Here is a 21,003-nt window from a genome sequence, read left to right on the forward strand (position 1 = left end):
AGGGCCCCCGACCATGACCGCTGCGATCGACTTCTACTTTGATTTCTCGTCGCCGTATGGCTACTTCGCCAGTACGCGAATCGACGAGCTGGCGCAGAAGTACGGTCGCTTCGTGGCCTGGCATCCGATCCTGCTCGGTGTGGTGTTCAAGACCACCGGCTCCTCGCCGTTGCCGCAGATCCCGCTCAAGGGCGAATACTGCTGGCGCGATTTCGAGCGCAGCGCGCGCTTTCACGGCATCGAATACAAGCGCCCGACGCACTTCCCGCTGCCGACCACGCATGCCGCGCGTGCCATGCTGTGGCTGCAGAACCACCACGGCGCGGATGTCGCCACGGCGTTTGCCAGGTCGGTGTACCACGCGCTGTTCGTGGACGACATCAACATCGCCGAGCCGGCCGAGATCTCGAAGCTGGCCGAACCCCTTGGCGTGGACGTGCATGCCATGGATGCCGGCGCGACCGGCTACCAGATCAAGGACCAGCTCAAGGCCGAGATCGAGGTCGCCATGGCCAAGGGCGTGTTCGGCTCGCCATTCGTCATCATCGACGGCGAGCCGTTCTGGGGCTTCGACCGTTTCAACCAGATCGAAGACCACCTGAAGCGCGACCGCCAGACCGAGCTGCGCGCCGTGAGCAGCGTGGACGTCAACAAGGAAAAGAAACCCGCATGACTGCAGCAAACCGGGCCGTGAATGGTCCAACCTCCGGCCCATCGTCGCGTTTTGATTGTGTGATCTTCGACTGCGACGGCGTGCTGGTCGACAGCGAGCCGATCGTCAACCGCTTGCTCAACGAAATGCTCAACGAGCTTGGCATCGCCATCTCGCTCGAGGATTCGACCAAGTGGTTCCTGGGGCGTGCCGTGCGCGAAGAGCTCGGCAATATCGAGCGCAGGCGCGGCGCGCCGTTGCCGGAGAATTGGCTGTCGCAATGGTTTGTGCGACGCAACCAGGTGCTGGAGGCCGAAGTGCAGAGCGTGCCCTACGTGCGCGAAGCGGTATCCGCGATTGCCGCGACCGGCATGCCGGTGTGCGTCGCATCGGGCGCGGACCGCGTCAAGGTCAAGCTGCAGCTCACGCGCACGGGCCTGGTGGAGTTGTTCCAGCAGGACGAACGCGAGCATATCTTCTCGGCCACCGAGGTGGAGCGCAGCAAGCCTGCACCGGATGTGTACCTGCTCGCCGCACGCACCATGGGCGTGGAGCCGTCGCGCTGCGCGGTGGTGGAGGACAGCCCGACCGGCATCACCGCCGGCGTGGCGGCGGGCATGACTGTTTTCGGCTATGCGGCGCGCAACGATCCTGCACTGATGCGCGAAGCCGGCGCCCACCATCTGTTCACTGACATGCGCGAACTGGCGGAGTTGCTGGGATGAGCGCAAAGCGACCGCCTCGCGCCACCACCGCGCCATGCCCCTGTGGCCTCGGCGCGGACTATGCCGCGTGCTGCGGCCGCTATCATCGCGGCGAAGCCGTGCCGCCCAATGCGGAGTCGCTGATGCGCTCGCGCTATACCGCGTATGTCATGGGCAATATGGATTGGTTGCGGCAGACCTGGCACCCGTCCACTTGCCCGGCCGACCTGGCGCCGGACACGGGAACGCGCTGGCTGGGTCTCGCCATCAAGGCCCATTCGCAGCAGGACGATACGCATGCCGAGGTGGAATTCGTGGCACGCTACAAGGTGGGCGGGCGCGCGTGGCGGCTGCATGAGCGCAGCCGGTTCGTGCGCGAGCCGCGCGCGGCCGGCGAGGCGCCGGTGTGGCTGTATGTGGATGGCGACATGATCGGGGAGGCGTCATGAGCATCGAATCGACGGCATCCGGCAGCACGCCGGAATACCTGCTGTACTGCTTTGCCCAGTCCGGTAATGCCTACAAGGTGGCACTGCTGCTGGAGACCGTCAGCGCGCAACGCGACCGGCCGTTGTGGCAGCCGCGCTTTGTCGATTACTTCAACGGCGAGACGCGCACGCCGGAGTACCGCGCCATCAATGTCATGGGCGAGGTGCCGGTGCTGGAGTTCGGCGGGCAACGCCTGTCCCAGTCGGGCGTGATCCTCGAAACGCTGGCATCGCGCCTCGATGCCTACGGCGCCGCGAACCAGGCCGAACGCGCCGAAATCCTGCGCTGGCTGCTGTTCGACAACCACAAGTTCACGTCGTACACCGCTACCTATCGCTTCCTGCGCGCCTTCACCGCGACACCGGACCAGACGGTGCTGCAGTTCTTCCGCACGCGCTGCGAAGGCGCATGGAGCGTGCTGAACGCGCAGTTGGCCGGCCGCAGCTTCGTCACGGGCGAGCATGCGACCATCGCGGACTTCTCGCTGGCGGGCTATGTGTTCTTCGACGACGAGATCGGCGTGCACTGGCGCAAGGAGTATCCGCACATCCACGCGTGGACCGAGCGCATGCGTGCGCTGCCGGGGTGGAAGCATCCGTATGACCTGATGCCCGGGCATCCGCTGCCCAAGCGCAGCGGCTGACGCTGGCAGGCGGCGATCCTGACGCGAAAGATTTCGAGCAACCAAGCGGCAAGAGACCGGAAAGAGACCTCAACATGCCCACGCTGGAAACCAAACTCAACGCGCGTTCCGAATCGTTCAAGGCCAACGCCGAAGCCATGCAGGCGCTGGTGGCCGACCTCAAGGCCAAGGTGGCGAAGCTCGCCGAAGGCGGCGGCGATGCCGCGCGCGACAAGCACCTGTCGCGCGGCAAGCTGCTGCCGCGCGACCGCGTGCAGCAACTGCTGGACCCGGGCACGCCGTTCCTGGAGCTGTCGCAGCTAGCGGCATACGACATGTACGACAATGCCGCCCCGGGCGCCGGCATCATCACCGGCATCGGCCGCGTGGCCGGGCAGGAATGCGTGATCGTCTGCAACGACGCGACGGTCAAGGGCGGTACGTACTACCCGATGACGGTCAAGAAGCATGTGCGCGCGCAGGAGATTGCCGAGGCGAACAACCTGCCTTGCATCTACCTGGTGGACTCGGGCGGCGCCAACCTGCCGAACCAGGACGAGGTGTTCCCCGATCGCGACCACTTCGGCCGCATCTTCTACAACCAGGCCAACCTGTCGAAGCAGGGCATCCCGCAGATCGCCGTGGTGATGGGCTCGTGCACGGCCGGCGGCGCCTACGTGCCGGCGATGAGCGACGAGTCGATCATCGTCAAGAACCAGGGCACCATCTTCCTCGCCGGCCCGCCGCTGGTGAAGGCCGCAACAGGTGAGGTGGTCAGCGCCGAGGACCTTGGCGGTGCCGATGTCCACACGCGCCTATCGGGCGTGGCCGACTATTTCGCGCAGAACGATCATCACGCGCTGTCGCTGGCGCGCAATATCGTGGGGCACCTGAACCGGCGCAAGCCCGACCAGATCCGCCTGCATGAGCCGGCCGAACCGCTGTATCCGGTGGAAGAACTGTACGGCGTGATCCCGACCGACACGCGCAAGCCGTTCGACGTGCGCGAGGTCATCTCGCGCATCGTCGACGGATCCGAGTTCGACGAATTCAAGGCGCGCTATGGCACCACGCTGGTATGCGGCTTCGCGCGCATCTGGGGCTACCCGGTCGGCATCGTGGCCAACAACGGCATCCTGTTCTCGGAAGCGGCGCTCAAGGGCGCGCACTTCATCGAACTCTGCTGCCAGCGCAAGATTCCGCTGGTGTTCCTGCAGAACATCACGGGCTTCATGGTGGGCCGCAAGTACGAGAACGAAGGCATTGCGCGTAACGGCGCCAAGATGGTGACGGCGGTGGCGACCGCACAGGTTCCCAAATTCACGGTGATCATTGGCGGCTCGTTCGGCGCCGGCAACTACGGCATGTGCGGCCGCGCGTATTCGCCGCGCTTCCTGTGGATGTGGCCGAACGCGCGCATCTCGGTGATGGGCGGCGAGCAGGCCGCGAGCGTGCTGGCGACCGTGCGCCGCGATGGCATCGAGGCGAAGGGCGGCCAGTGGAGCCAGGAAGAGGAAGACGCGTTCAAGCAGCCGATCCGCGACCAGTACGAACACCAGGGCCACCCGTACTACGCGAGCGCGCGCCTGTGGGATGACGGCGTGATCGACCCGGCGCAGACGCGCACGGTGCTCGGGTTGGGGCTCTCCGCCAGCCTGAACGCGCCGATCGACGATATGAAGTTCGGCGTGTTCCGTATGTAAGGGAGCTGGCCATACGCGCCGTACGTCACTGTCATGGGTTGTCCTGCCTTTTTGCTTCGATGTCTCGCCACACTGCAAGTGCTGGGGCTGCTGCTGTATGCGCCGGCCGTGGCGCAGGCCCAGCCACCGGGCACCGCGCAAAGCGCACCGGCGACGCGCGTCCGTTTTTCGGAGCAGGTGGTGCTGGTGCCCAAGGCGGCTTCGCCGTTCCGCGTTGACCTCGAAGCCACGGTGTTCCGTCCGTCTGGCGAAGGGCCGTTCCCGCTGGTCGTCATCAACCACGGCAAATCGCCCGGCAAGCCGGTCTTCCAGGGGCGTGCGCGCTTCCCGGCGCAGACTGTGGAGTTCCTGCGCCGCGGCTACGTCGTGGTGCTGCCGATGCGCCAGGGCTTCGCACGCTCGGGCGGGCCGTACATCGGCGGTAGCTGCAATATCGAGATCAACGGACTGCAGCAGGCGGAGGACGTGGTCGCCGCGCTGGATTACATGGTCAGCCAGCCTTACGTCGACAAGGACCGCATCGTGGTCATTGGCCAGTCGCATGGCGGCCTGACGACCATGGCGTTCAGCACCATCTCCTATCCCGGCGTGCTCGGCGTGGTCAATTTCGCGGGCGGCCTGCGCAACCTGAGCTGTCCGGACTGGGAGGACAAGTTGATCGAGACGTTCGGCGACTATGGCAAGGACGCGCGCTATCCATCGCTGTGGATCTATGGCGACAACGACAGCTACTGGCCCGCACCGCTGCCCGACCGCATGTTCAACGCCTACAAGGCCAACGCGAAAGGGGCCGCCGCCGATGCGCGCATGATCGACGTCGGCGAGTTCGCCGGCGACTCGCACCGCCTGTTCAGCGCACGCGAAGGCATTCCTCTCTGGCTGCCGCAAGTCGGCGCCTTCTTTCGATCGCTTGGCCTGCCGTTCGAGAACGGTTCCTGATCCGGCGCCGGCGCTTGCATGCGCGGGCCTGCATCCCCATTCCATCCGGAGCGCAACATGAACTTCACCACGCTTACCGTCAACGTTGCCAGCCACATCGCCACCGTCACGCTGAACCGGCCCGATGTGCGCAACGCCTTCAATGAAACCGTCATTGCCGAACTGACCGGCGCTTTTCGCGCGCTTGGCGACATGGACGGGGTGCGGGCCATCGTGCTCGCCGGCAACGGGCCGGCATTCTGCGCGGGCGCGGACCTGAACTGGATGAAAAAGATGGCCGGCTACTCGGAAGACGAGAACCGCGCCGATGCGCTGACGCTCGCGCAGATGCTGCATACCATCTGGTCGTGTCCGCGGCCGGTGATTGCTCGGATCCAGGGGGATACATATGCCGGAGGCGTGGGGCTGGTTGCTGCATGTGATATCGCCGTGGCGGCTGAGCACGCGCATTTCTGCCTCTCCGAAGCGCGGCTTGGTCTGCTGCCGGCGACGATCAGCCCGTATGTGATTCGCGCCATGGGGGAGCAGGCGTCGCGGCGTTACTTCATTACCGCCGAGCGGTTTGATGCGGCGGAAGCGCTTCGGCTCGGATTCGTGCATGCCGTGGTGCCTGCCGAGGCCCTGGATGCCAAGATCGGCGAGATTGCATCGGCGCTGGTTGCCAACAGTCCTAATGCCGTGCGTGAAAGCAAGCGGCTGGTGCAGGAGGTTGCGGGACGGATCATCGACAACGACTTGCTGGCTGACACGGCGGACCGGATTGCGAAGATTCGTGCATCGGCGGAGGGGAAGGAGGGGGTCAGGTCGTTCCTGGAGAAGCGGTCGCCGTCGTGGCGGCCGGCTTGAGGCTGCGACGTCTGGTGACGCGCCTGTTTGCTCCCCTCTCCCGCTTGCGGGAGAGGGGCCGGGGGAGAGGGCAGGCGTGTGCCAAGCATGATGCACCGCACGTTGTGGTGACTGCGGCCCTCTCTCCCCACCGTCTCCCGCCGTATGGGAGAGGGAGTCATGCCGCAGCAAGTGAAATTCCAGCGCAGCAAAAAGTGCCTGCGCAACTTGCATGGAGATCGCTGCACGCTAACGACAAAAGCAAGGCATCCCCCTTGCAACGGCGTCTAAATCCGCTCAACTTGCCGCCAATTCAAAAAAGCCGCCGCCATTGCCAACTCCCTCGGCCCGTTCCTAACATAGCCCTCCCGAACCCTTCCGTCCCGCTCGCCCGGCCCAGTTACCAGTGCGCCACGCGGAGGGTCAACCAAGGAGGACTCCCTTGCAACAACAGTCCCTGCAGAACCCGGCCGGCGATTCGCTTGGCCAGCGCAGCAAGCGCGCGGTCTGGCACCCGTGCACGCGGCTGCGCCCTGACGACGACGCGACGCCGCTGGCCATGGTGCGCGGCGAAGGCCCGTGGCTTCACGATGCCGATGGACGGCGCTATTTCGATGCCACCAGTTCTTGGTGGGTCAACCTGTTCGGCCACGCCAACCCGAAGATCAGCGCCGCACTGGCGGACCAGCTCCAGACGCTGGAGCACGTCATGCTCGCGGGCTGTACCCATGCACCCGCTGTCGAGCTGGCCGAACGCCTGTCGGCGCTGACCGGCGGCGCGCTTGGCCACGCGTTCTACGCATCGGACGGCGCGTCGGCCGTGGAGATCGCGCTCAAGATGAGTTTCCACTACTGGCGCAACACCGGCCTGGCGGCCAAGCGCGAGTTCGTCTGCCTGGCCAATGGCTACCACGGCGAAACCGTGGGTGCGCTGGGCGTGACCGATCTCGACGTCTTCCGCGATGCCTATGACCCTCTGATCCGCCGCGCGCACGTCGTGATGTCGCCCGACGCTCGCCAGGCCGCAGCGGGCGAGACCGCCGCCGACGTCGCCACGCGCGCGCTGGCGGCGCTGGAGACGCTGCTGCGCGAACGCGCCGGCCACATCGCGGCGCTGATCATCGAGCCGCTGGTGCAGGGTGCCGGCGGCATGGCCATGCATGACCCGTCCTACCTCGAAGGCGCGCGCGCCTTGTGCGACCGCTACCGCGTCCACCTGATCGCCGACGAGATCGCCGTCGGCTGCGGGCGCACCGGCACTTTCTTCGCCTGGGAGCAATGCCGCGACGGCGGGCAGCCGCTGCCCGCGCATGCGTGGCCCGATTTCCTGTGCCTCTCCAAAGGCATCAGCGGCGGCTACCTGCCGCTGTCGCTGGTGCTGTCGCGCCCGGAGATCCAGCGCGCCTTCGTTGCCGACGATCTCGCGCGCAGCTTCCTGCATTCGCATTCCTATACCGGCAACCCGCTGGCCTGCCGCGCCGCGCTGGCCACGCTCGACGTGTTCGCGCAGGACGACGTGATCGCGCGCAACCGTGATCGCGCGCAGTGGCTGGCCGATGCGATGGCGCCGTTCTCAGACGATGCACGCCTGCACCGCATGCGCCAGCGCGGCCTGATCTGGGCCGTCGATGTGCACGACGACGTCGCCGGCGAAGGCTTCGCCGGACGCTTCCACCGGGCTGCGCAAGCGCGCGAGCTGCTCGTGCGGCCGATCGGCAACACGCTGTATGTGATGCCGCCCTATGTCTTCGACGCCGCGCAGGCGCGCTGGCTGGCCGGGCAACTGCTCGCCACGCTGGACGATGTGCTCGGCCCTACCCACGCCAACGAGGAGGCCCGCCATGCTGCTTGAACAACTGCGCCGCGCAGCCGATGAACGCCAGGCCCGCGCGCTCACGCGCCGGCGCCGCATCGCGCATACGGCCTGCGCGCCGCACCAGTCGGTTGGACCGGTCGATACGCCCGCGCCGCAGTCCTTGCTGACCTTCTGCAGCAACGACTACATGGGCCTGGCCAGCCACCCTGATGTCGCCGCCGCGCTCGCGGAAGGCGCACAGCTGTATGGCGCGGGCAGCGGCGCCTCGCACCTGGTCAGCGGCCATTCGCTGGCGCACGCGCGCCTCGAAGAGGAACTGGCGCGCTGGTTCGCCCCGTACATCCCGCAAGCCCGCACGCTGTATTTCTGCACGGGCTACATGGCCAACATGGCCGTGCTGACGGCGCTGGGCACCGCGGGCGCGACGCTGTTCTGCGAGTCGCTCAACCATGCCTCGCTGATCGACGGCGCCCGGCTTGCGCGCGCCGACGTGCAGCGCTACCCGCATTGCGACGCGGCCGCGCTCGACGCGCTGCTCGGCGCCAGCACCAGCCCGCTCAAGCTGATCGTGACCGACAGCGTGTTCAGCATGGACGGCGACGTGGCGCCGCTGGCCGAACTGCTCGCGCTGGCCGAACGCCACGACGCATGGATCATCGTCGACGATGCGCACGGCTTCGGCGTGCTGGGTGATGATGGCCACGGCGTGCTGCAGGCGCTCGGGCTGAACTCGGAGCGCTTCATCTACATCGGCACGCTGGGCAAGGCCGCCGGCGTGGCTGGCGCCTTCGTGGCGGCGCACGAGACCATCATCGAACACCTCGTCAACACCGCGCGGCCTTACATCTACACCACGGCCGCGCCGCCTGCGGTGGCGCACGCGCTGATGGCCAGCCTCGCGATCATCGAGGGCGAGGAGGGCCGGCAACGCCGCGCCAACCTGAACCGGCTGATCGCCGGCCTGCGCGCCGGCTTGGCGCCGCTGGCGGCGGCGGCGGGCTGGCAGTTGGGCGACAGTGCGACGGCCGTGCAACCGCTGATCGTCGGCGACAACGCCACCTCGCTGGCGCTGTCGGCACGGCTGGAAGCCGACGGCATCCGCGTCGGCGCGATCCGGCCGCCGACCGTGCCGGAGGGCACCGCGCGGCTGCGCATCACGCTGTCCGCCTCGCATACGGCCGCGGACGTGCAGCGGCTGGTCGGCGTGCTGGCCGACGCCGTGATGCGCGACGCGAAGCAGGAGGCCGCATGAGCCGGCCCGCGAAGTTCCAGTGCTTTGTCACCGGGACCGATACCGGCGTGGGCAAGACCCACGCGAGCGCCACGCTCCTGCACGCGCTGCATGCGGCGGGCTATGCCGCCGCCGGCATGAAGCCCGTGGCCAGCGGCAGCGAATGGCGCGGCGACCACTGGCACAACGATGACGTCGCGGCGCTGCGCGCCGCCAGCTCGGTCACCGTGCCGCTGGCGCAGACCTGTCCGTTCCTGCTGCGCACGCCGTGCTCGCCGCACCTGGCCGCCGCGCAGGAAGGCGTGCGCATCACGCGTGCACCGATCCGCCAGGCGTTCGATGCGCTGCGCGAGCAGGCCGATGCCGTTGTCGTCGAAGGCGTCGGCGGTTTCCATGTGCCGCTCGATACCGGCGCGGTGCGCTGGAGCACGGCGGACCTTGCCGGGATGCTGGCGCTGCCGGTGGTCATGGTGGTGGGCATCCGCCTGGGCTGCCTGAACCACGCCGTGCTGACCGCCGAGGCCATTCGCGCGCGTGGGCTCACGCTGGCCGGCTGGATTGCCAACCGCGTCGACCCGGACATGCTGCTGGCCGACGAGAACATTGCCACGCTGCATGGCGCGCTCGATGCGCCGTGCCTCGGCGAATTGCCGTGGCAAGTGGCGCCGGCCGATGCCGCCGCGCGCCTCGACCTTGCGCCGCTGCTCGCGCGCTCCATCCAATACCAGTCCGAGGCCCAAGACCTCGCTGCCTGACATAAAACCGAACCGATCATGACCCAAGCCACTCAGACCGTCGCCACCATTTCCCCCGAATCGCTGCGCCAGACCGCGCGTAGCCACGCATTGCCGGAGGACGCGCGCTGGAGCGTCGACGACGTCGCCGCGCTGTTCGCGCTGCCGTTCAACGACCTGCTGTTCCGCGCGCAGCAAGTGCACCGCGAGAACTTCGACGCCAATACCGTGCAGCTGTCCACGCTGCTGTCGATCAAGACCGGCGGCTGCGAAGAGGATTGCGGCTACTGTCCGCAAAGCGCGCACCATGATGCCGGCGTCAAGGCCGAGAAGTTGATGGCCCTCGATGAAGTGCTGGAAGCCGCCCGCACGGCCAAGGCCAACGGCGCCACGCGCTTCTGCATGGGGGCCGCGTGGCGCAGCCCGAAGGACCGCCACCTGGAGCCGGTGATGGACATGGTGCGCGAGGTCAAGGCCATGGGCCTGGAGACCTGCGTCACGCTGGGCATGCTGAAGGCCGAACAGGCGCAGCAGCTCAAGGAAGCGGGCCTGGACTACTACAACCACAATCTCGATACCTCGCCCGAGTTTTACGGCAAGATCATCACCACGCGCACCTACCAGGACCGGCTCGATACCATCGGCCACGTGCGCGATGCCGGCATCAACGTCTGCTGCGGCGGCATCGTCGGCATGGGCGAAGCGCGCGAGGCGCGCGCGGGGCTGATCGCGCAGCTCGCCAACATGGACCCGTATCCCGAGTCGGTGCCCATCAACAACCTGGTGCAGGTCGAAGGCACGCCGCTGGCCGGCACCGATGCGCTGGACCCGTTCGAGTTTGTCCGCACGATTGCCGTGGCGCGCATCACCATGCCGGGCGCGATGGTGCGCCTGTCCGCGGGGCGCGAGGCGATGGAAGAGGCCCTGCAGGCGCTGTGCTTCATGGCCGGCGCCAATTCCATCTTCTACGGCGACAAGCTGCTGACCACCGGCAACCCGCAGGCGGACCGGGATCGCGCGCTGCTGGCCCGCCTGGACATCCGCGCCGAAGGCCACGCAGGCTGAATAGTTAAGAAATCACCACGCGGAGAGCTCCCCGCCGTAAGATCCCGATAACCGGGTCAAAACGGAGGGAGCTCATGTTCAGCAAGATCCTGATCGCCAACCGCGGCGAGATCGCCTGCCGCGTCGCCGCCACTTGCCGGAGGCTGGGCATCCGCACGGTCGCGGTGTACTCGGACGCCGACGCCGATGCGCGCCACGTCGCCTTCTGCGACGAGGCCGTGCATATCGGCGGCGCCGCCGCGCGCGACAGCTACCTGCGCGCCGACCACATCATCGAGATGGCGAAGGAGACCGGGGCGCAGGCGATCCATCCCGGCTACGGCTTCCTCTCCGAGAACGAAGCATTTGCCGAGGCCTGCGCCGCGGCGGGGCTCGTCTTCATCGGCCCGCCGGCCTCGGCCATCCACGCGATGGGCAGCAAGAGCGCGGCCAAGCAGCTGATGGAAAAGGCCTCCGTGCCGCTGGTGCCCGGTTACCACGGCGAAGACCAGAATCCCGGCCTGCTGCGCAGCGAGGCCGACCGCATCGGCTACCCGGTGCTGCTCAAGGCCAGCGCCGGCGGTGGCGGCAAGGGCATGCGCGTGGTGGAGTCGGGCGATGCCTTCGAAGCGGCGCTCGCCTCGGTCAAGCGCGAGGCCTCGGCCAGCTTCGGCGACGACAAGGTACTCGTCGAGAAATACCTGACCCGCCCTCGCCATATCGAGATCCAGGTCTTTGCCGACACCCACGGCAACTGCGTCTACCTGTTCGAGCGCGACTGCTCGGTGCAGCGCCGTCACCAGAAGGTGCTGGAAGAAGCGCCCGCGCCGGGCATGACGGAAGAACGCCGCCGCGCGATGGGCGAGGCTGCCGTGGCCGCCGCCAAGGCCGTCGGCTATGTCGGCGCCGGTACGGTCGAATTCATCGCCAACCAGGACGGCTCGTTCTACTTCATGGAGATGAACACGCGCCTGCAGGTCGAGCATCCGGTCACCGAGATGATCACCGGGCAGGACCTGGTCGAATGGCAATTGCGTGTGGCCGCCGGCGAGCCGCTACCGCTGAAGCAGGAACAACTCCGCATTGACGGCCACGCGCTGGAAGCACGCATCTACGCCGAGAATCCCGACAAGCAGTTCCTGCCGTCCACCGGCACGCTGCGCTTCCTGCGCACGCCGCCCGCTGTCCAGTTCATGCGCGGCGGCGATGCCCACGGCCCCGCTGGTGTTCGCATCGACTCCGGCGTGCGCGAAGGCGACACCATCAGCCCCTACTACGACCCGATGATCGCCAAGCTGATCGTCTGGGGCAAGGACCGCGATGAGGCGCTTGCACGCATGCGCCAGGCGCTGGCGGCCTATCACGTGGTCGGCCTGTCCACCAACGTGGCATTCCTGCAGCGGCTGTTGAAGTCCGAAGCGTTCCGCACGGCCGATCTCGACACGGGCCTGATCGAGCGCAACGAGGCCACGCTGTTCCCCGCGCCCGCGCCGGTCGGCATGGAGATCATCGCGCTGGCGACCGCCGCGCTGCTCGACCGCGAAACGCGCGAGCGGCGCCTCGACGTGGCCGACCGGCACTCGCCGTGGACGCATGGCGGCGCGTGGCGGCTAAATGGCGGCGCCACGCGCGCGCTGCGCTTTGCTTACGGCAGCCACACACTGGATGTCACGCTGACCGCGAACGAGCGCGGCAGCACGCTGATCTATGCCGATCAGGCGGCGCCGTTCCGCGCATCGTGCCAGGCCGACGATATCCGCGTGGACCTTGGCACGCGTCGCGCGCATGGCCAGGTCCATGTGGAGGGCAATGATTTCCACGTCTTCAACGCGGGACGCCACGCGGTGCTCGGCTGGCTCGACCCGCTCGCGCACGCGGGCGAAGCCGAGGGCGAGGGCGGCAAGCTGACCGCGCCGATGCCGGGCAAGGTCATCGCCGTCATGGTCGAACCGGGCAGCACGGTGACGCGCGGCACGCCGCTGCTGGTGATGGAGGCCATGAAGATGGAGCACACCATCAGCGCGCCGGCCGATGGAGTGGTCAGCGAAATCCTGTACGGCGTGGGCGAGCAGGTGGCGGAAGGTGCGCAGTTGCTGGCGTTTGCGAGCGGCGAGGCCTGAACCGGAGGCGGCGCGGGGCGATTGCCGGCCACGGGCGGGCGCCGTCCCGCAACCTCTGCCAAAATGATCCATCCCGCCACGGAAGACCCGGAGTCCCTCCATGAAGTTGCAGTTGTATGTGCCTGACGGCCGCTATGAACCCTGGATCGAAGGTTTTGCGCAGGCGCTGCCCGAAGCCGAGTGCCTCAAGTGGGAGGACAGCCGCGGCGAATCCGCGGACTACGCCGTGGTCTGGCGCCCCCCCGTGGAGATGCTGCGCGGCCGCACCGACCTGAAGGCGGTGTTCAACCTGGGGGCCGGCGTGGACGGCATCCTGGGCCTGCGTGACCACGACCCCGACGCGTTGCCCGCGGGCGTGCCCATCGTGCGCCTGGACGACGCCGGCATGGCCGCGCAGATGGCCGAGTACGTCACCCATGCCGTGCTGCGCTATTTCCGCCGGCTGGACGACTACGCTGCCCAGCAGCAGGCCGGCAACTGGAAGTTCCTGAAGCCACACCGCCGCGCGGAGTTCACCATCGGCGTGATGGGCGTCGGCGCGCTGGGCACGCATATCGCCAGCACGCTGGCCGGTTTCGGCTTTCCGGTGCGCGGCTGGAGCCGCTCCGCGCGCGCCGTCGAGGGCGTGGTGGGATTCCATGGCGATGCGGGCCGCGCCCCTTTCCTGGATGGCCTGCGCGTACTGGTCAATGTCCTGCCGCTGACGCCGCAAACCGAAAACATCCTGAACGGCGAACTGTTCGGCAAGCTCGCCAGGGGCGCCTACGTGATCAACGTGGCGCGTGGACAGCACTTGGCCGAGGATGACCTGCTTGCTGCGGTGCAGGCCGGGCAAATCGCCGGCGCGACGCTCGATGTATTCCGCACCGAGCCGCTGCCGGCCGCGCACCCGTTCTGGCAGGAGCCGCGCATCACCATCACGCCGCATATCTCGGCGCTCACGCTGCGCGAGGACAGCATCGCGCAGATCGCCGGCAAGATCCGCGCGCTGCGGGCGGGCCAGCCGATCGCAGGCGTGGTCGATTTGCAGCGCGGCTACTGAACGCCACCGCCACGCGGACAACAACAGATATTGGAGATAGCCATGAACCTGCCCAACTACGTGAAGATCGTCGAGGTCGGACCGCGCGACGGCTTGCAGAACGAAAAGGCCATGGTGCCGACCGACGTCAAGGTGGCGCTGATCAACCAGCTGACCGAGGCCGGATTCGTCAATATCGAGGCCGCCTCCTTTGTCTCGCCGAAATGGGTGCCGCAGATGGCCGATGGCGCCGACGTGATGGCGCGCATCCAGCGCCGTCCCGGCACGCTGTATTCGGTGCTCACGCCCAATATGAAGGGGCTGGAGGGCGCGGTGGCGGCGGGTGCCGATGAGGTCGTGATCTTCGGCGCCGCCAGCGAGGCGTTCTCGCAGAAGAACATCAACTGCTCGATCGCCGAATCGATCGCGCGCTTCGAGCCGGTGGCTGCGGCCGCCAAGGAAAAGAACATTCGCCTGCGCGGCAGCATTTCGTGCGCGCTGGGCTGCCCGTACCAGGGCGAGGTTCCGGTCAGCGCCGTGGTGGACGTGGTGCGCCGCATGCGCGCACTGGGCTGCGACGAGATCGATATTGCCGACACCATCGGCGTGGGCACGCCGGGCAAGGTGCAGGACGTGATGCGCGCGGTGTCGGCGGAGTTCGCGCTCGACCGCCTGTCGGGGCATTTCCACGATACCTATGGCCAGGCACTATCGAATATCCTGGCCAGCCTGGAGGTGGGCATCTCGATCTTCCATGCCTCGGTTGCCGGCCTGGGCGGCTGTCCTTACGCGAAGGGCGCGACCGGCAACGTGGCGACCGAGGACGTGCTGTACATGCTGCACGGGCTGGGCATCCATACCGGCATCGACCTGGAAGCCGTGGTGCGCACGGGCGATTACATCTCGCAGGCGATCGGCCGCGCCAACAATTCGCGCGTGGGCCGCGCGCTGCTGGCCAAGTGGGCCGCCGCGAGCGAAGCGGCACCGATGTGCGCGTGACGCAACGAACGACATGACGAAGGAGCAAGAATGAGCCAGTCCGCCGATCCGATTGCCGAATTGCCGGAATCCGCGCAGCGCGTCGCCGGCCTGCTGGCCGAACTCGGGCATGACCGGCCGGTGGTGATGCTGCCGGCCACCGGCAAGACATCGGCCGAAGCCGCCGCGGGGCTGGGCTGCAGCGTGGCGGAGATTGCCAAGTCGATCATCTTCCGTCGCGTCGACGACGATGTGCCGGTGCTGGTGATCGCCAGCGGCAGCAACCGTGTCGATGAAGCCAAGGTGGCGGCGCGTGTCGGCGCGCTGGGCAAGGCCGATGCCAGGTTCGTGCGCGAGAAGACCGGCTATGCCATCGGCGGGGTCTGCCCGATCGGCCATGCGGTGCCTCCGGTCATGCTGCTCGACCAGGACCTGTTCCGCTATGACAGCCTGTGGGCCGCGGCCGGGCATCCGCACGCGGTGTTCAACCTGACGCCGCAGCAACTGCAGCAGATGACCGGCGCGGAAGTGGCGGATGTCGCGCTGGAAGCGGCGGCATGAGCCCGGACCTGCGTCCCGGCCTGGCGTTTTCGTGGCAGTACGTCGTGCCGCGCAAGGCCTCCGTACCGCAGCTCTACGATGACATCCCGATGTGCACGGAGATGCCCGACGTACTGGCCACCGGCTATATGGTCGGCATCATGGAGTGCGCCTGCCTGCAGGCCCTGCGCGAATATCTGGACTGGCCGCGCGAGCAGACCCTCGGCACGCTGGTCAGCTTTACGCATCTGGCCGCTACGCCGCCGGGCATGACCATCACGGTCAAGGGCCGGCTGGTGGAGGTGGATGGGCGCAGGCTGCGTTTCGAAGTCAGCGCCTGGGACGGCGAGGACAAGATCACGGAAGGCGTGCACGAGCGCCACGTGATCGATGCCGAGCGCTTCAACCGGAAGATCGCCGCCAAGGCAGCCCGGGTTGCCGGCTGAGACCATGGCGCTGACAGCTGCCCTGATCCGGGACATCACACGCCGCGCACGATCGGCGCAGGCTGCGCAGCCGGTGCCCTCGCCATGCCGCAACGTGTGTCGAATGGATGCCGACAGCGGCTATTGCGAAGGTTGCCTGCGCACCATCGAAGAGATTGCCGGCTGGTCCGCCATGGCCGAGGACGACAAGCGCCGCATCTGGGCGCAACTGGCGCAGCGCGCCGCCTGGCTGGACGAATAGGAGACCCTTGCCTTGAGCGACACCACGCCCCCGCAGTTGCCGCCCACCGTGCGCGTGTTCGAGCGCGGCTGGCTGTCGGCCAACAACATCCTGTTCATCGACGGCGACGATACCGCGCTGGTCGACAGCGGCTACGTCACGCACGCGCCGCAGACCGTGGCGCTGGTCGAATCGGCGCTACAGGGGCGTTCGCTGAAGCGGCTTATCAATACCCATCTGCATTCCGACCATTGCGGCGGCAATGCCGCGCTGCAGGCGCGCTGGCAGCCGCATACGTCGATTCCCGGCGCCGAAGCGGCGGCCGTCTCGGCGTGGGATGTCGATGCACTGACCTACAAGGCCACGGGCCAGCAATGCGACCGCTTCACGTTCGATGCGCTGCTGCATGACCGCGACAGGCTGCGCCTTGGCGGCATCGACTGGCAGGTGGTCGCCGCGCCGGGGCATGATCCGCACGCAGTGATGTTGTTCGCGCCGCAGCGGCGCATCCTGATTGCCGGCGATGCGTTGTGGGAAAACGGCTTCGGGGTGATTTTTCCCGAGCTGGAAGGGGAGAGCGGGTTCGTGGAACAGGCCGCGGTGCTGGAGCGCATTGCGGAACTCGATGTGCGCGTAGTGATTCCAGGCCACGGCCGCCCCTTTGCCGACGTAGCCGGCGCCCTCGAACGGGCGCGCGGCCGGCTCGCTTACCTCGGTGGAGATCCGCAACGCAATGCGAGCCACGCGCTCAAGGTGCTGGTGAAGTTCAAGCTGCTGGAAGCGCAGACGATGCGTCGCGATGCACTGCTGGCGTGGATGGAACAGGCGCCGCTGATGGTGACCATGCGCGAACGCTTTATGGCCGCGCAGTCGATGGAGGAGATTCTGTCGCAGGCGCTGCGGGCGTTGGCGGGGGTGAAGGCGCTAAGGGTTGAGGGGGAGGCGGTGGTGAACGTTGATTGACGTCCCGTCCGCTCGCCGCTGCAACCCGGGCCTCAGAACATCGTCCTGAACCCCACTTTCACACTCCGTCCCGGCATCGGCGCAATATCCCTGAGGATCGAGGAAGCGTTGCGCGCCTCCTGATTGGTTAGGTTGTCGCCGCGGAGATAGACCAGCGTCTGCGTCCCCGAGGTCTTGAACTTGTACGTCAGCGCCAGGCTCAGCAGCGTGTAGGCGTCGGTCGGCGTGTCGTTGGCCGGCACGCGCGTTTGCTTTGCCGCGTAGGTGACATCCACGCGCGCGCCCCAAGGACCCGCGCCATAGACCAGCGCTCCACCGAGCCGCAGCGGCGCGAGCCTCGGCAGCGGTTCACCGGTATTGCGATCCTCCCCTCGCACGTAATCCGCCCGGGCTTCGAAATCCAGCGTATCGCTCGACGTCAGCATCTTCTGGAACAACCGCGCCTTGCCTTCTGCCTCGAAGCCGTACAGCGTGGCCGGCACGCCCAGGTACTGGAACTCGGGCAGCGAGCCGGGGCTGCCGGGGGCGACGACATCGCCCGCGTCGTCGCGCGCGCGTCCCGTCGACATCAGCGCGAGGTAGTTGGCGAAGCGGCTGTAGTAGCCCGATACGCTCGCAGTGTGCGGGCCGTACTTGTAGCGCATGCCGAGATCGACGGAGGTGGCGCGCTCCTTGTTGGCGTTCGGATCGCCGAGTTCCCATGCACCGGTGGCGACGTGCGGCCCGTTGGCGTACAGCTCGTAGAAGGTCGGCGCGCGCTCGGTGTACGAGACATTGCTGGTGAGCGACCACAGCGCGTTCAGCTTGTACAGCAGGCCCGCCGAGGCACTGGTGGCATTGAAGCTGCGGTTGGCATCGGTGAAGCGGTCATTGCCATTGGCGCTGGCGCGGATGCTGCTGTGGTCCAGCCGGCCGCCGACGTTGAGCTTGAAGTCGCCGGCGCTGTCGAGCGGCATTTCCTCGAAGACGAACAGCGCGGCGTTGTCGGTGTTGGTATTCGGCACGAACGCTTCCTCGCCGAGCGCGGAAAATTGCGTGTGGCCGAACTGCGTGCCGATGACACCGTCCATCCTGCCAATCTTCGCGTGCCTGGCCTCGAAGCGCGCGTCCCAGCCCTGGTTCTTGAAGATGGTGCCGGTCTGGCCATCCTCAATTTCCTTGTGCTCGTAGTCCGTGTAGCTGAACTTGCCCTTGACCGATTCGATCAGGCCGGAGGTGTTGCCTTGCAGGTTGCGCGCCTCGCCTTCGAGCGCGAAGCGGTCCTGCCGCATCTTCAGCCGTACGTCATCCTCGGCCGGCGTGCCGTATTCGTTGCGGTAGGCGCTGTAATCGGCGCCGATGAAGCCGTCGGCCCAGGTGTAGGAGCCGCCCAGCGAGCCGCCGTCCTGCTGCGCGCTGGTGTTGGGCAGGCGGCCGCTGGCCTCGGTCTCGCCGTCGGGCAGCGGCTGGCTGGCGCGCAGGGGCGCGCTGCGCGCGAACCCGGGGATATGCAGGTCGCTGGTCTTGCGCGCGAAGGCATCGGCGTGTACAGCGAACTTGCCGTTGCCGGCCTCGATCAATGCGCTGGCATTGCGCGCGACATCGCCGCCGGCGGTGGCGCTCGCGTCGACCGCGCCGCCGATGCCCTCGACCGGCTCCTTCGGAATGCGGTTGTCGATCACGTTGACCACACCGCCGATGGCATTGCCGCCGTACATCAGCGCGGCCGGCCCGCGCACGACTTCGATGCGCTCGGCCACGAGCGGGTCGACCGGCACCGCGTGGTCGTAGGACAGCGTCGAGGCATCGACGGTGGAGCCGCCGTTCTGCAGCACCTTGATGCGGTCGCCATCGAGGCCGCGGATGATGGGTCGGCTGGCGTTGGGGCCGAAGTAGCTCGACGACACGCCAGGCAGCTTGTCCAGCGTCTCGCCGAGCGTGCTGTTCTGGCGCAGCGACAGCGCGTCACCGCTCAGTGCTGAGACCGGCGCGACCATGTCGTTCAGCTCGCTGCCAAGCGGGTTCGCGGTGACCACCACTTCCTTGAGGGTGGCGGCAGCGGGCGCGGCGGTGGTCGCGGGTTCGCTTGCGGTCTGGGCAAACGCGCTGGTGGAAACAATCAGGGCAGCAATGGCTGCCGGCGGCGTGCGCCGCAGGATGGGGTGATGCAGGGTATGAGACATGGCTCGCGATTCGATGCGATGGCAATCGGGCGGACGGCCGTGCCGGTGGCGGTGGTGCGCGCGCTCCGCACGATCAGGTGCGGGACGGGCGCAAAGCCGGCCGGCATGGACGCACGCGTTCGTACTGCGGGCAGGCGGCATGGCCGCGGCCCGGATCAGGCGAAGGCGGGCGAGTGCGCCGGCGGCGCGCGCGAGCGGAAGGGGTAGGCGGAGGGAAGATCGGGCCAGCGCCAGGCCAGGTTGGCCGGCTTGACCGGCTTGCCGAAGGCCGGCGTGATCGCCGGCAGGTGGCAGAAATGGCTGTCGGCGACGGTGGCGCCATCGAACAGCACGCACGAGTGGCCCGCCAGCTTCTGCGCGAACGGACTGGCGTCGCCATGATCCGCGGAGCCCGCTTCGGCGGCCATGACCGACAGCGGCGCGCCCATCAGGCCACCGTGGGCCACACGGTGAACAAGGCCCGCATGCTGCGCGCCCAGCAGGCACAGCACCAGCCACAGGGACTGCCACAGCCCCGGACCACGCGCGCGCAGGCGGACGAGAGACCGGGTGATCTCAGTGATCATGCGGGTGGCCACAGTCGCAGTCGCCGTGCGTGTGGTCATGGCCGTGATGATGGCCATGGCCGTGATCGTGGCCCTCGTCGTCGAAGGCATCTTCCCAGGCGGGGAACGGGTCGGCATATGCGGCCCAGGCATCGGGGCCGGCAGCCATTTCGGCGTCGGTCAGCAGGCAGGTGTCGAGGCAGGCTTCCAGCGCGTTGCGGTCGAGATCCACGCCGACCAGCGCCAGTTCCTGGCGGCGATCCCCGTATGGCGCCGGCTGGCCGTCCTCGAGCATGTCGGCGTCCAACGCCGCGCGGTCCGCCGCATCGGTCGGCCATTCGGACGGATCGAGCGCGGCCCACCATGCGCCCGCGGCGGCGGGACGGCATACGCCGCCGGCCTGGGCCCAGTCGCCGGCGATGCCCATGCGGCTGGCGAGCCAGAACAGGCCCTTGGAACGCAGCACGTTGCCATGCTCGCGCATCCATTCGGTATGGATCAGGTCGGCAAAGCGGCCAGGATGAAACGGCCGGCGGCGGCGGTAGACAAAGCCGCCGACGCCATGGGACTCCGGCAACGACTCGCCGCGCTGCAGCGCCAGCCAGCCTGGTGCGCTGGCGGTTTCCTCGAAGTCAAAACGGTTTGTGTCCAGCACGCTCGCGGCCGGAACCTTGCCGAAGCTCGCCGGGATGACTTCCGCGCGTGGGTTGAACGCGCGCAGGATGGCGCCGAGCTGCGCCAGCGCATCGGCGCTGACGAGATCCGCCTTGTTCAGCACGATCACATCGGCGAACTCGACCTGGGCGATCAGCACGTCGACCACGGTGCGGTCATCCTCATCGCTGTCATCGGCCTGCGGCGCGACGCGGTCCCGCAGGAACTCGGCGTCGTTGACGTCGCGCTGGAAGGCTGAGGCATCCACCACGGTGACCAGTGTGTCCAGACGCAAGGCAGTGCCCGCGCCGTGCTCGTCTTCGAACAGAACGGCCTCGGCGATTGCCATGGGGTCATCCGTTCCCTCGGCCTCAAGCAGCAGGTGATCGAAACTGCCGCTGCTCGCAAGCCCGGTGGCCTCCGGCAAATTGCCGGCCACGCCTACGCGCTTGCCGGCACTGGCGGCAAGCAGATGCTGCAGCAAGCTGGACTTGCCGGCGCCAGTGAATCCGGACAGCACGGTAACGGGCAGGCGATTGGCCATGGTAGGGACGAGCAAAGGGGCGCCGTGCGGCGCACCCGGTGTTATTGCAAC

General features: G+C 67.6%; 21 protein-coding genes. 18 read left to right on the forward strand and 3 right to left on the reverse strand.

The genetic code is table 11. The annotated features are described in order from the left end of the window. The first annotated feature begins 13 nt into the window (after window positions 1–13). From ACIGJC_RS00735 to ACIGJC_RS00820, 18 genes are all read left to right on the forward strand, one after another. Window positions 14–673 carry a DsbA family protein gene (locus ACIGJC_RS00735; RefSeq protein ID WP_483710135.1) on the forward strand — a complete coding sequence of 220 codons (660 nt, stop codon included), beginning with the start codon at window positions 14–16 and terminating at the stop codon, window positions 671–673. Next, on the forward strand, window positions 670–1,377 hold the full coding sequence (locus ACIGJC_RS00740) for an HAD family hydrolase (RefSeq protein WP_483710136.1): 708 nt from the start codon (window positions 670–672) through the stop codon (window positions 1,375–1,377). Before ACIGJC_RS00735 ends, ACIGJC_RS00740 begins: the two co-directional genes overlap by 4 nt. Further along, window positions 1,374–1,805, forward strand: a complete 432-nt coding sequence (locus ACIGJC_RS00745; RefSeq protein ID WP_483710137.1) for a YchJ family protein — start codon at window positions 1,374–1,376, stop codon at window positions 1,803–1,805. The genes ACIGJC_RS00740 and ACIGJC_RS00745 overlap by 4 nt, the downstream gene beginning before the upstream one ends. Next, window positions 1,802–2,488 carry a glutathione S-transferase family protein gene (locus ACIGJC_RS00750; protein ID WP_483710138.1) on the forward strand — a complete coding sequence of 229 codons (687 nt, stop codon included), beginning with the start codon at window positions 1,802–1,804 and terminating at the stop codon, window positions 2,486–2,488. The genes ACIGJC_RS00745 and ACIGJC_RS00750 overlap by 4 nt, the downstream gene beginning before the upstream one ends. Window positions 2,489–2,562: 74 nt before the next feature. Beyond that, window positions 2,563–4,170, forward strand: coding sequence for a carboxyl transferase domain-containing protein (locus ACIGJC_RS00755; RefSeq protein WP_483710139.1), 1,608 nt, complete (start codon window positions 2,563–2,565; stop codon window positions 4,168–4,170). A 33-nt stretch (window positions 4,171–4,203) separates the two neighbouring features. After that, entirely contained in the window at window positions 4,204–5,109 is a 906-nt protein-coding gene (locus ACIGJC_RS00760) for a dienelactone hydrolase family protein (RefSeq protein WP_483710140.1), read from the forward strand. 57 nt (window positions 5,110–5,166) lie between these two features. After that, window positions 5,167–5,955: an enoyl-CoA hydratase/isomerase family protein gene (locus tag ACIGJC_RS00765; protein WP_483710141.1), complete on the forward strand. Its 789-nt coding sequence runs from the start codon at window positions 5,167–5,169 to the stop codon at window positions 5,953–5,955. 421 nt (window positions 5,956–6,376) lie between these two features. After that, complete coding sequence (bioA, locus tag ACIGJC_RS00770; RefSeq protein WP_483710142.1) at window positions 6,377–7,786, forward strand: adenosylmethionine--8-amino-7-oxononanoate transaminase; 1,410 nt, start codon at window positions 6,377–6,379, stop codon at window positions 7,784–7,786. Further along, a complete protein-coding gene (gene bioF, locus ACIGJC_RS00775; RefSeq protein WP_483710143.1) occupies window positions 7,776–9,002 on the forward strand; it encodes an 8-amino-7-oxononanoate synthase in 1,227 nt (408 codons plus the stop codon). The genes bioA and bioF overlap by 11 nt, the downstream gene beginning before the upstream one ends. Continuing rightward, the gene (gene bioD, locus ACIGJC_RS00780; RefSeq protein ID WP_483710144.1) at window positions 8,999–9,736 is read left to right on the forward strand and encodes a dethiobiotin synthase; all 738 of its coding nucleotides are present in this window, start codon (window positions 8,999–9,001) and stop codon (window positions 9,734–9,736) included. Before bioF ends, bioD begins: the two co-directional genes overlap by 4 nt. A gap of 18 nt (window positions 9,737–9,754) precedes the next feature. Continuing rightward, window positions 9,755–10,780 carry a biotin synthase BioB gene (gene bioB, locus ACIGJC_RS00785; protein ID WP_483710145.1) on the forward strand — a complete coding sequence of 342 codons (1,026 nt, stop codon included), beginning with the start codon at window positions 9,755–9,757 and terminating at the stop codon, window positions 10,778–10,780. Between the two features lie 74 nt (window positions 10,781–10,854). Beyond that, window positions 10,855–12,879, forward strand: coding sequence for an acetyl/propionyl/methylcrotonyl-CoA carboxylase subunit alpha (locus tag ACIGJC_RS00790; RefSeq protein ID WP_483710146.1), 2,025 nt, complete (start codon window positions 10,855–10,857; stop codon window positions 12,877–12,879). A gap of 100 nt (window positions 12,880–12,979) precedes the next feature. Next, window positions 12,980–13,921, forward strand: a complete 942-nt coding sequence (locus tag ACIGJC_RS00795; RefSeq protein ID WP_483710147.1) for a 2-hydroxyacid dehydrogenase — start codon at window positions 12,980–12,982, stop codon at window positions 13,919–13,921. 42 nt (window positions 13,922–13,963) lie between these two features. Further along, a complete protein-coding gene (locus ACIGJC_RS00800) occupies window positions 13,964–14,899 on the forward strand; it encodes a hydroxymethylglutaryl-CoA lyase (protein ID WP_483710148.1) in 936 nt (311 codons plus the stop codon). Window positions 14,900–14,929: 30 nt separating this feature from the next. Then, window positions 14,930–15,439, forward strand: a complete 510-nt coding sequence (locus ACIGJC_RS00805) for a YbaK/EbsC family protein (RefSeq protein WP_483710149.1) — start codon at window positions 14,930–14,932, stop codon at window positions 15,437–15,439. Then, a complete protein-coding gene (locus ACIGJC_RS00810) occupies window positions 15,436–15,864 on the forward strand; it encodes a thioesterase family protein (RefSeq protein WP_483710150.1) in 429 nt (142 codons plus the stop codon). The genes ACIGJC_RS00805 and ACIGJC_RS00810 overlap by 4 nt, the downstream gene beginning before the upstream one ends. 4 nt (window positions 15,865–15,868) lie before the next feature. Continuing rightward, window positions 15,869–16,105: a DUF1289 domain-containing protein gene (locus tag ACIGJC_RS00815; RefSeq protein ID WP_483710151.1), complete on the forward strand. Its 237-nt coding sequence runs from the start codon at window positions 15,869–15,871 to the stop codon at window positions 16,103–16,105. Window positions 16,106–16,117: 12 nt separating this feature from the next. Continuing rightward, window positions 16,118–17,047 carry an MBL fold metallo-hydrolase gene (locus tag ACIGJC_RS00820; RefSeq protein ID WP_483710152.1) on the forward strand — a complete coding sequence of 310 codons (930 nt, stop codon included), beginning with the start codon at window positions 16,118–16,120 and terminating at the stop codon, window positions 17,045–17,047. Between the two features lie 32 nt (window positions 17,048–17,079). On the opposite strand, the gene ACIGJC_RS00825 is transcribed toward ACIGJC_RS00820, so the two are convergent. The 3 genes from ACIGJC_RS00825 to ACIGJC_RS00835 all read right to left on the reverse strand — a co-directional run bounded on the left by ACIGJC_RS00825 (window position 17,080) and on the right by ACIGJC_RS00835 (window position 20,952). Further along, a complete protein-coding gene (locus tag ACIGJC_RS00825) occupies window positions 17,080–19,209 on the reverse strand; it encodes a TonB-dependent receptor (protein ID WP_483710153.1) in 2,130 nt (709 codons plus the stop codon). A gap of 155 nt (window positions 19,210–19,364) precedes the next feature. Continuing rightward, window positions 19,365–19,775, reverse strand: a complete 411-nt coding sequence (locus ACIGJC_RS00830; RefSeq protein WP_483710154.1) for a hypothetical protein — start codon at window positions 19,773–19,775, stop codon at window positions 19,365–19,367. Next, entirely contained in the window at window positions 19,765–20,952 is a 1,188-nt protein-coding gene (locus ACIGJC_RS00835; protein WP_483711580.1) for a GTP-binding protein, read from the reverse strand. The genes ACIGJC_RS00830 and ACIGJC_RS00835 overlap by 11 nt, the downstream gene beginning before the upstream one ends. Between the last annotated feature and the right edge of the window lie 51 nt (window positions 20,953–21,003).

It is taken from the genome of Cupriavidus sp. C3SS-1 (assembly GCF_057073755.1).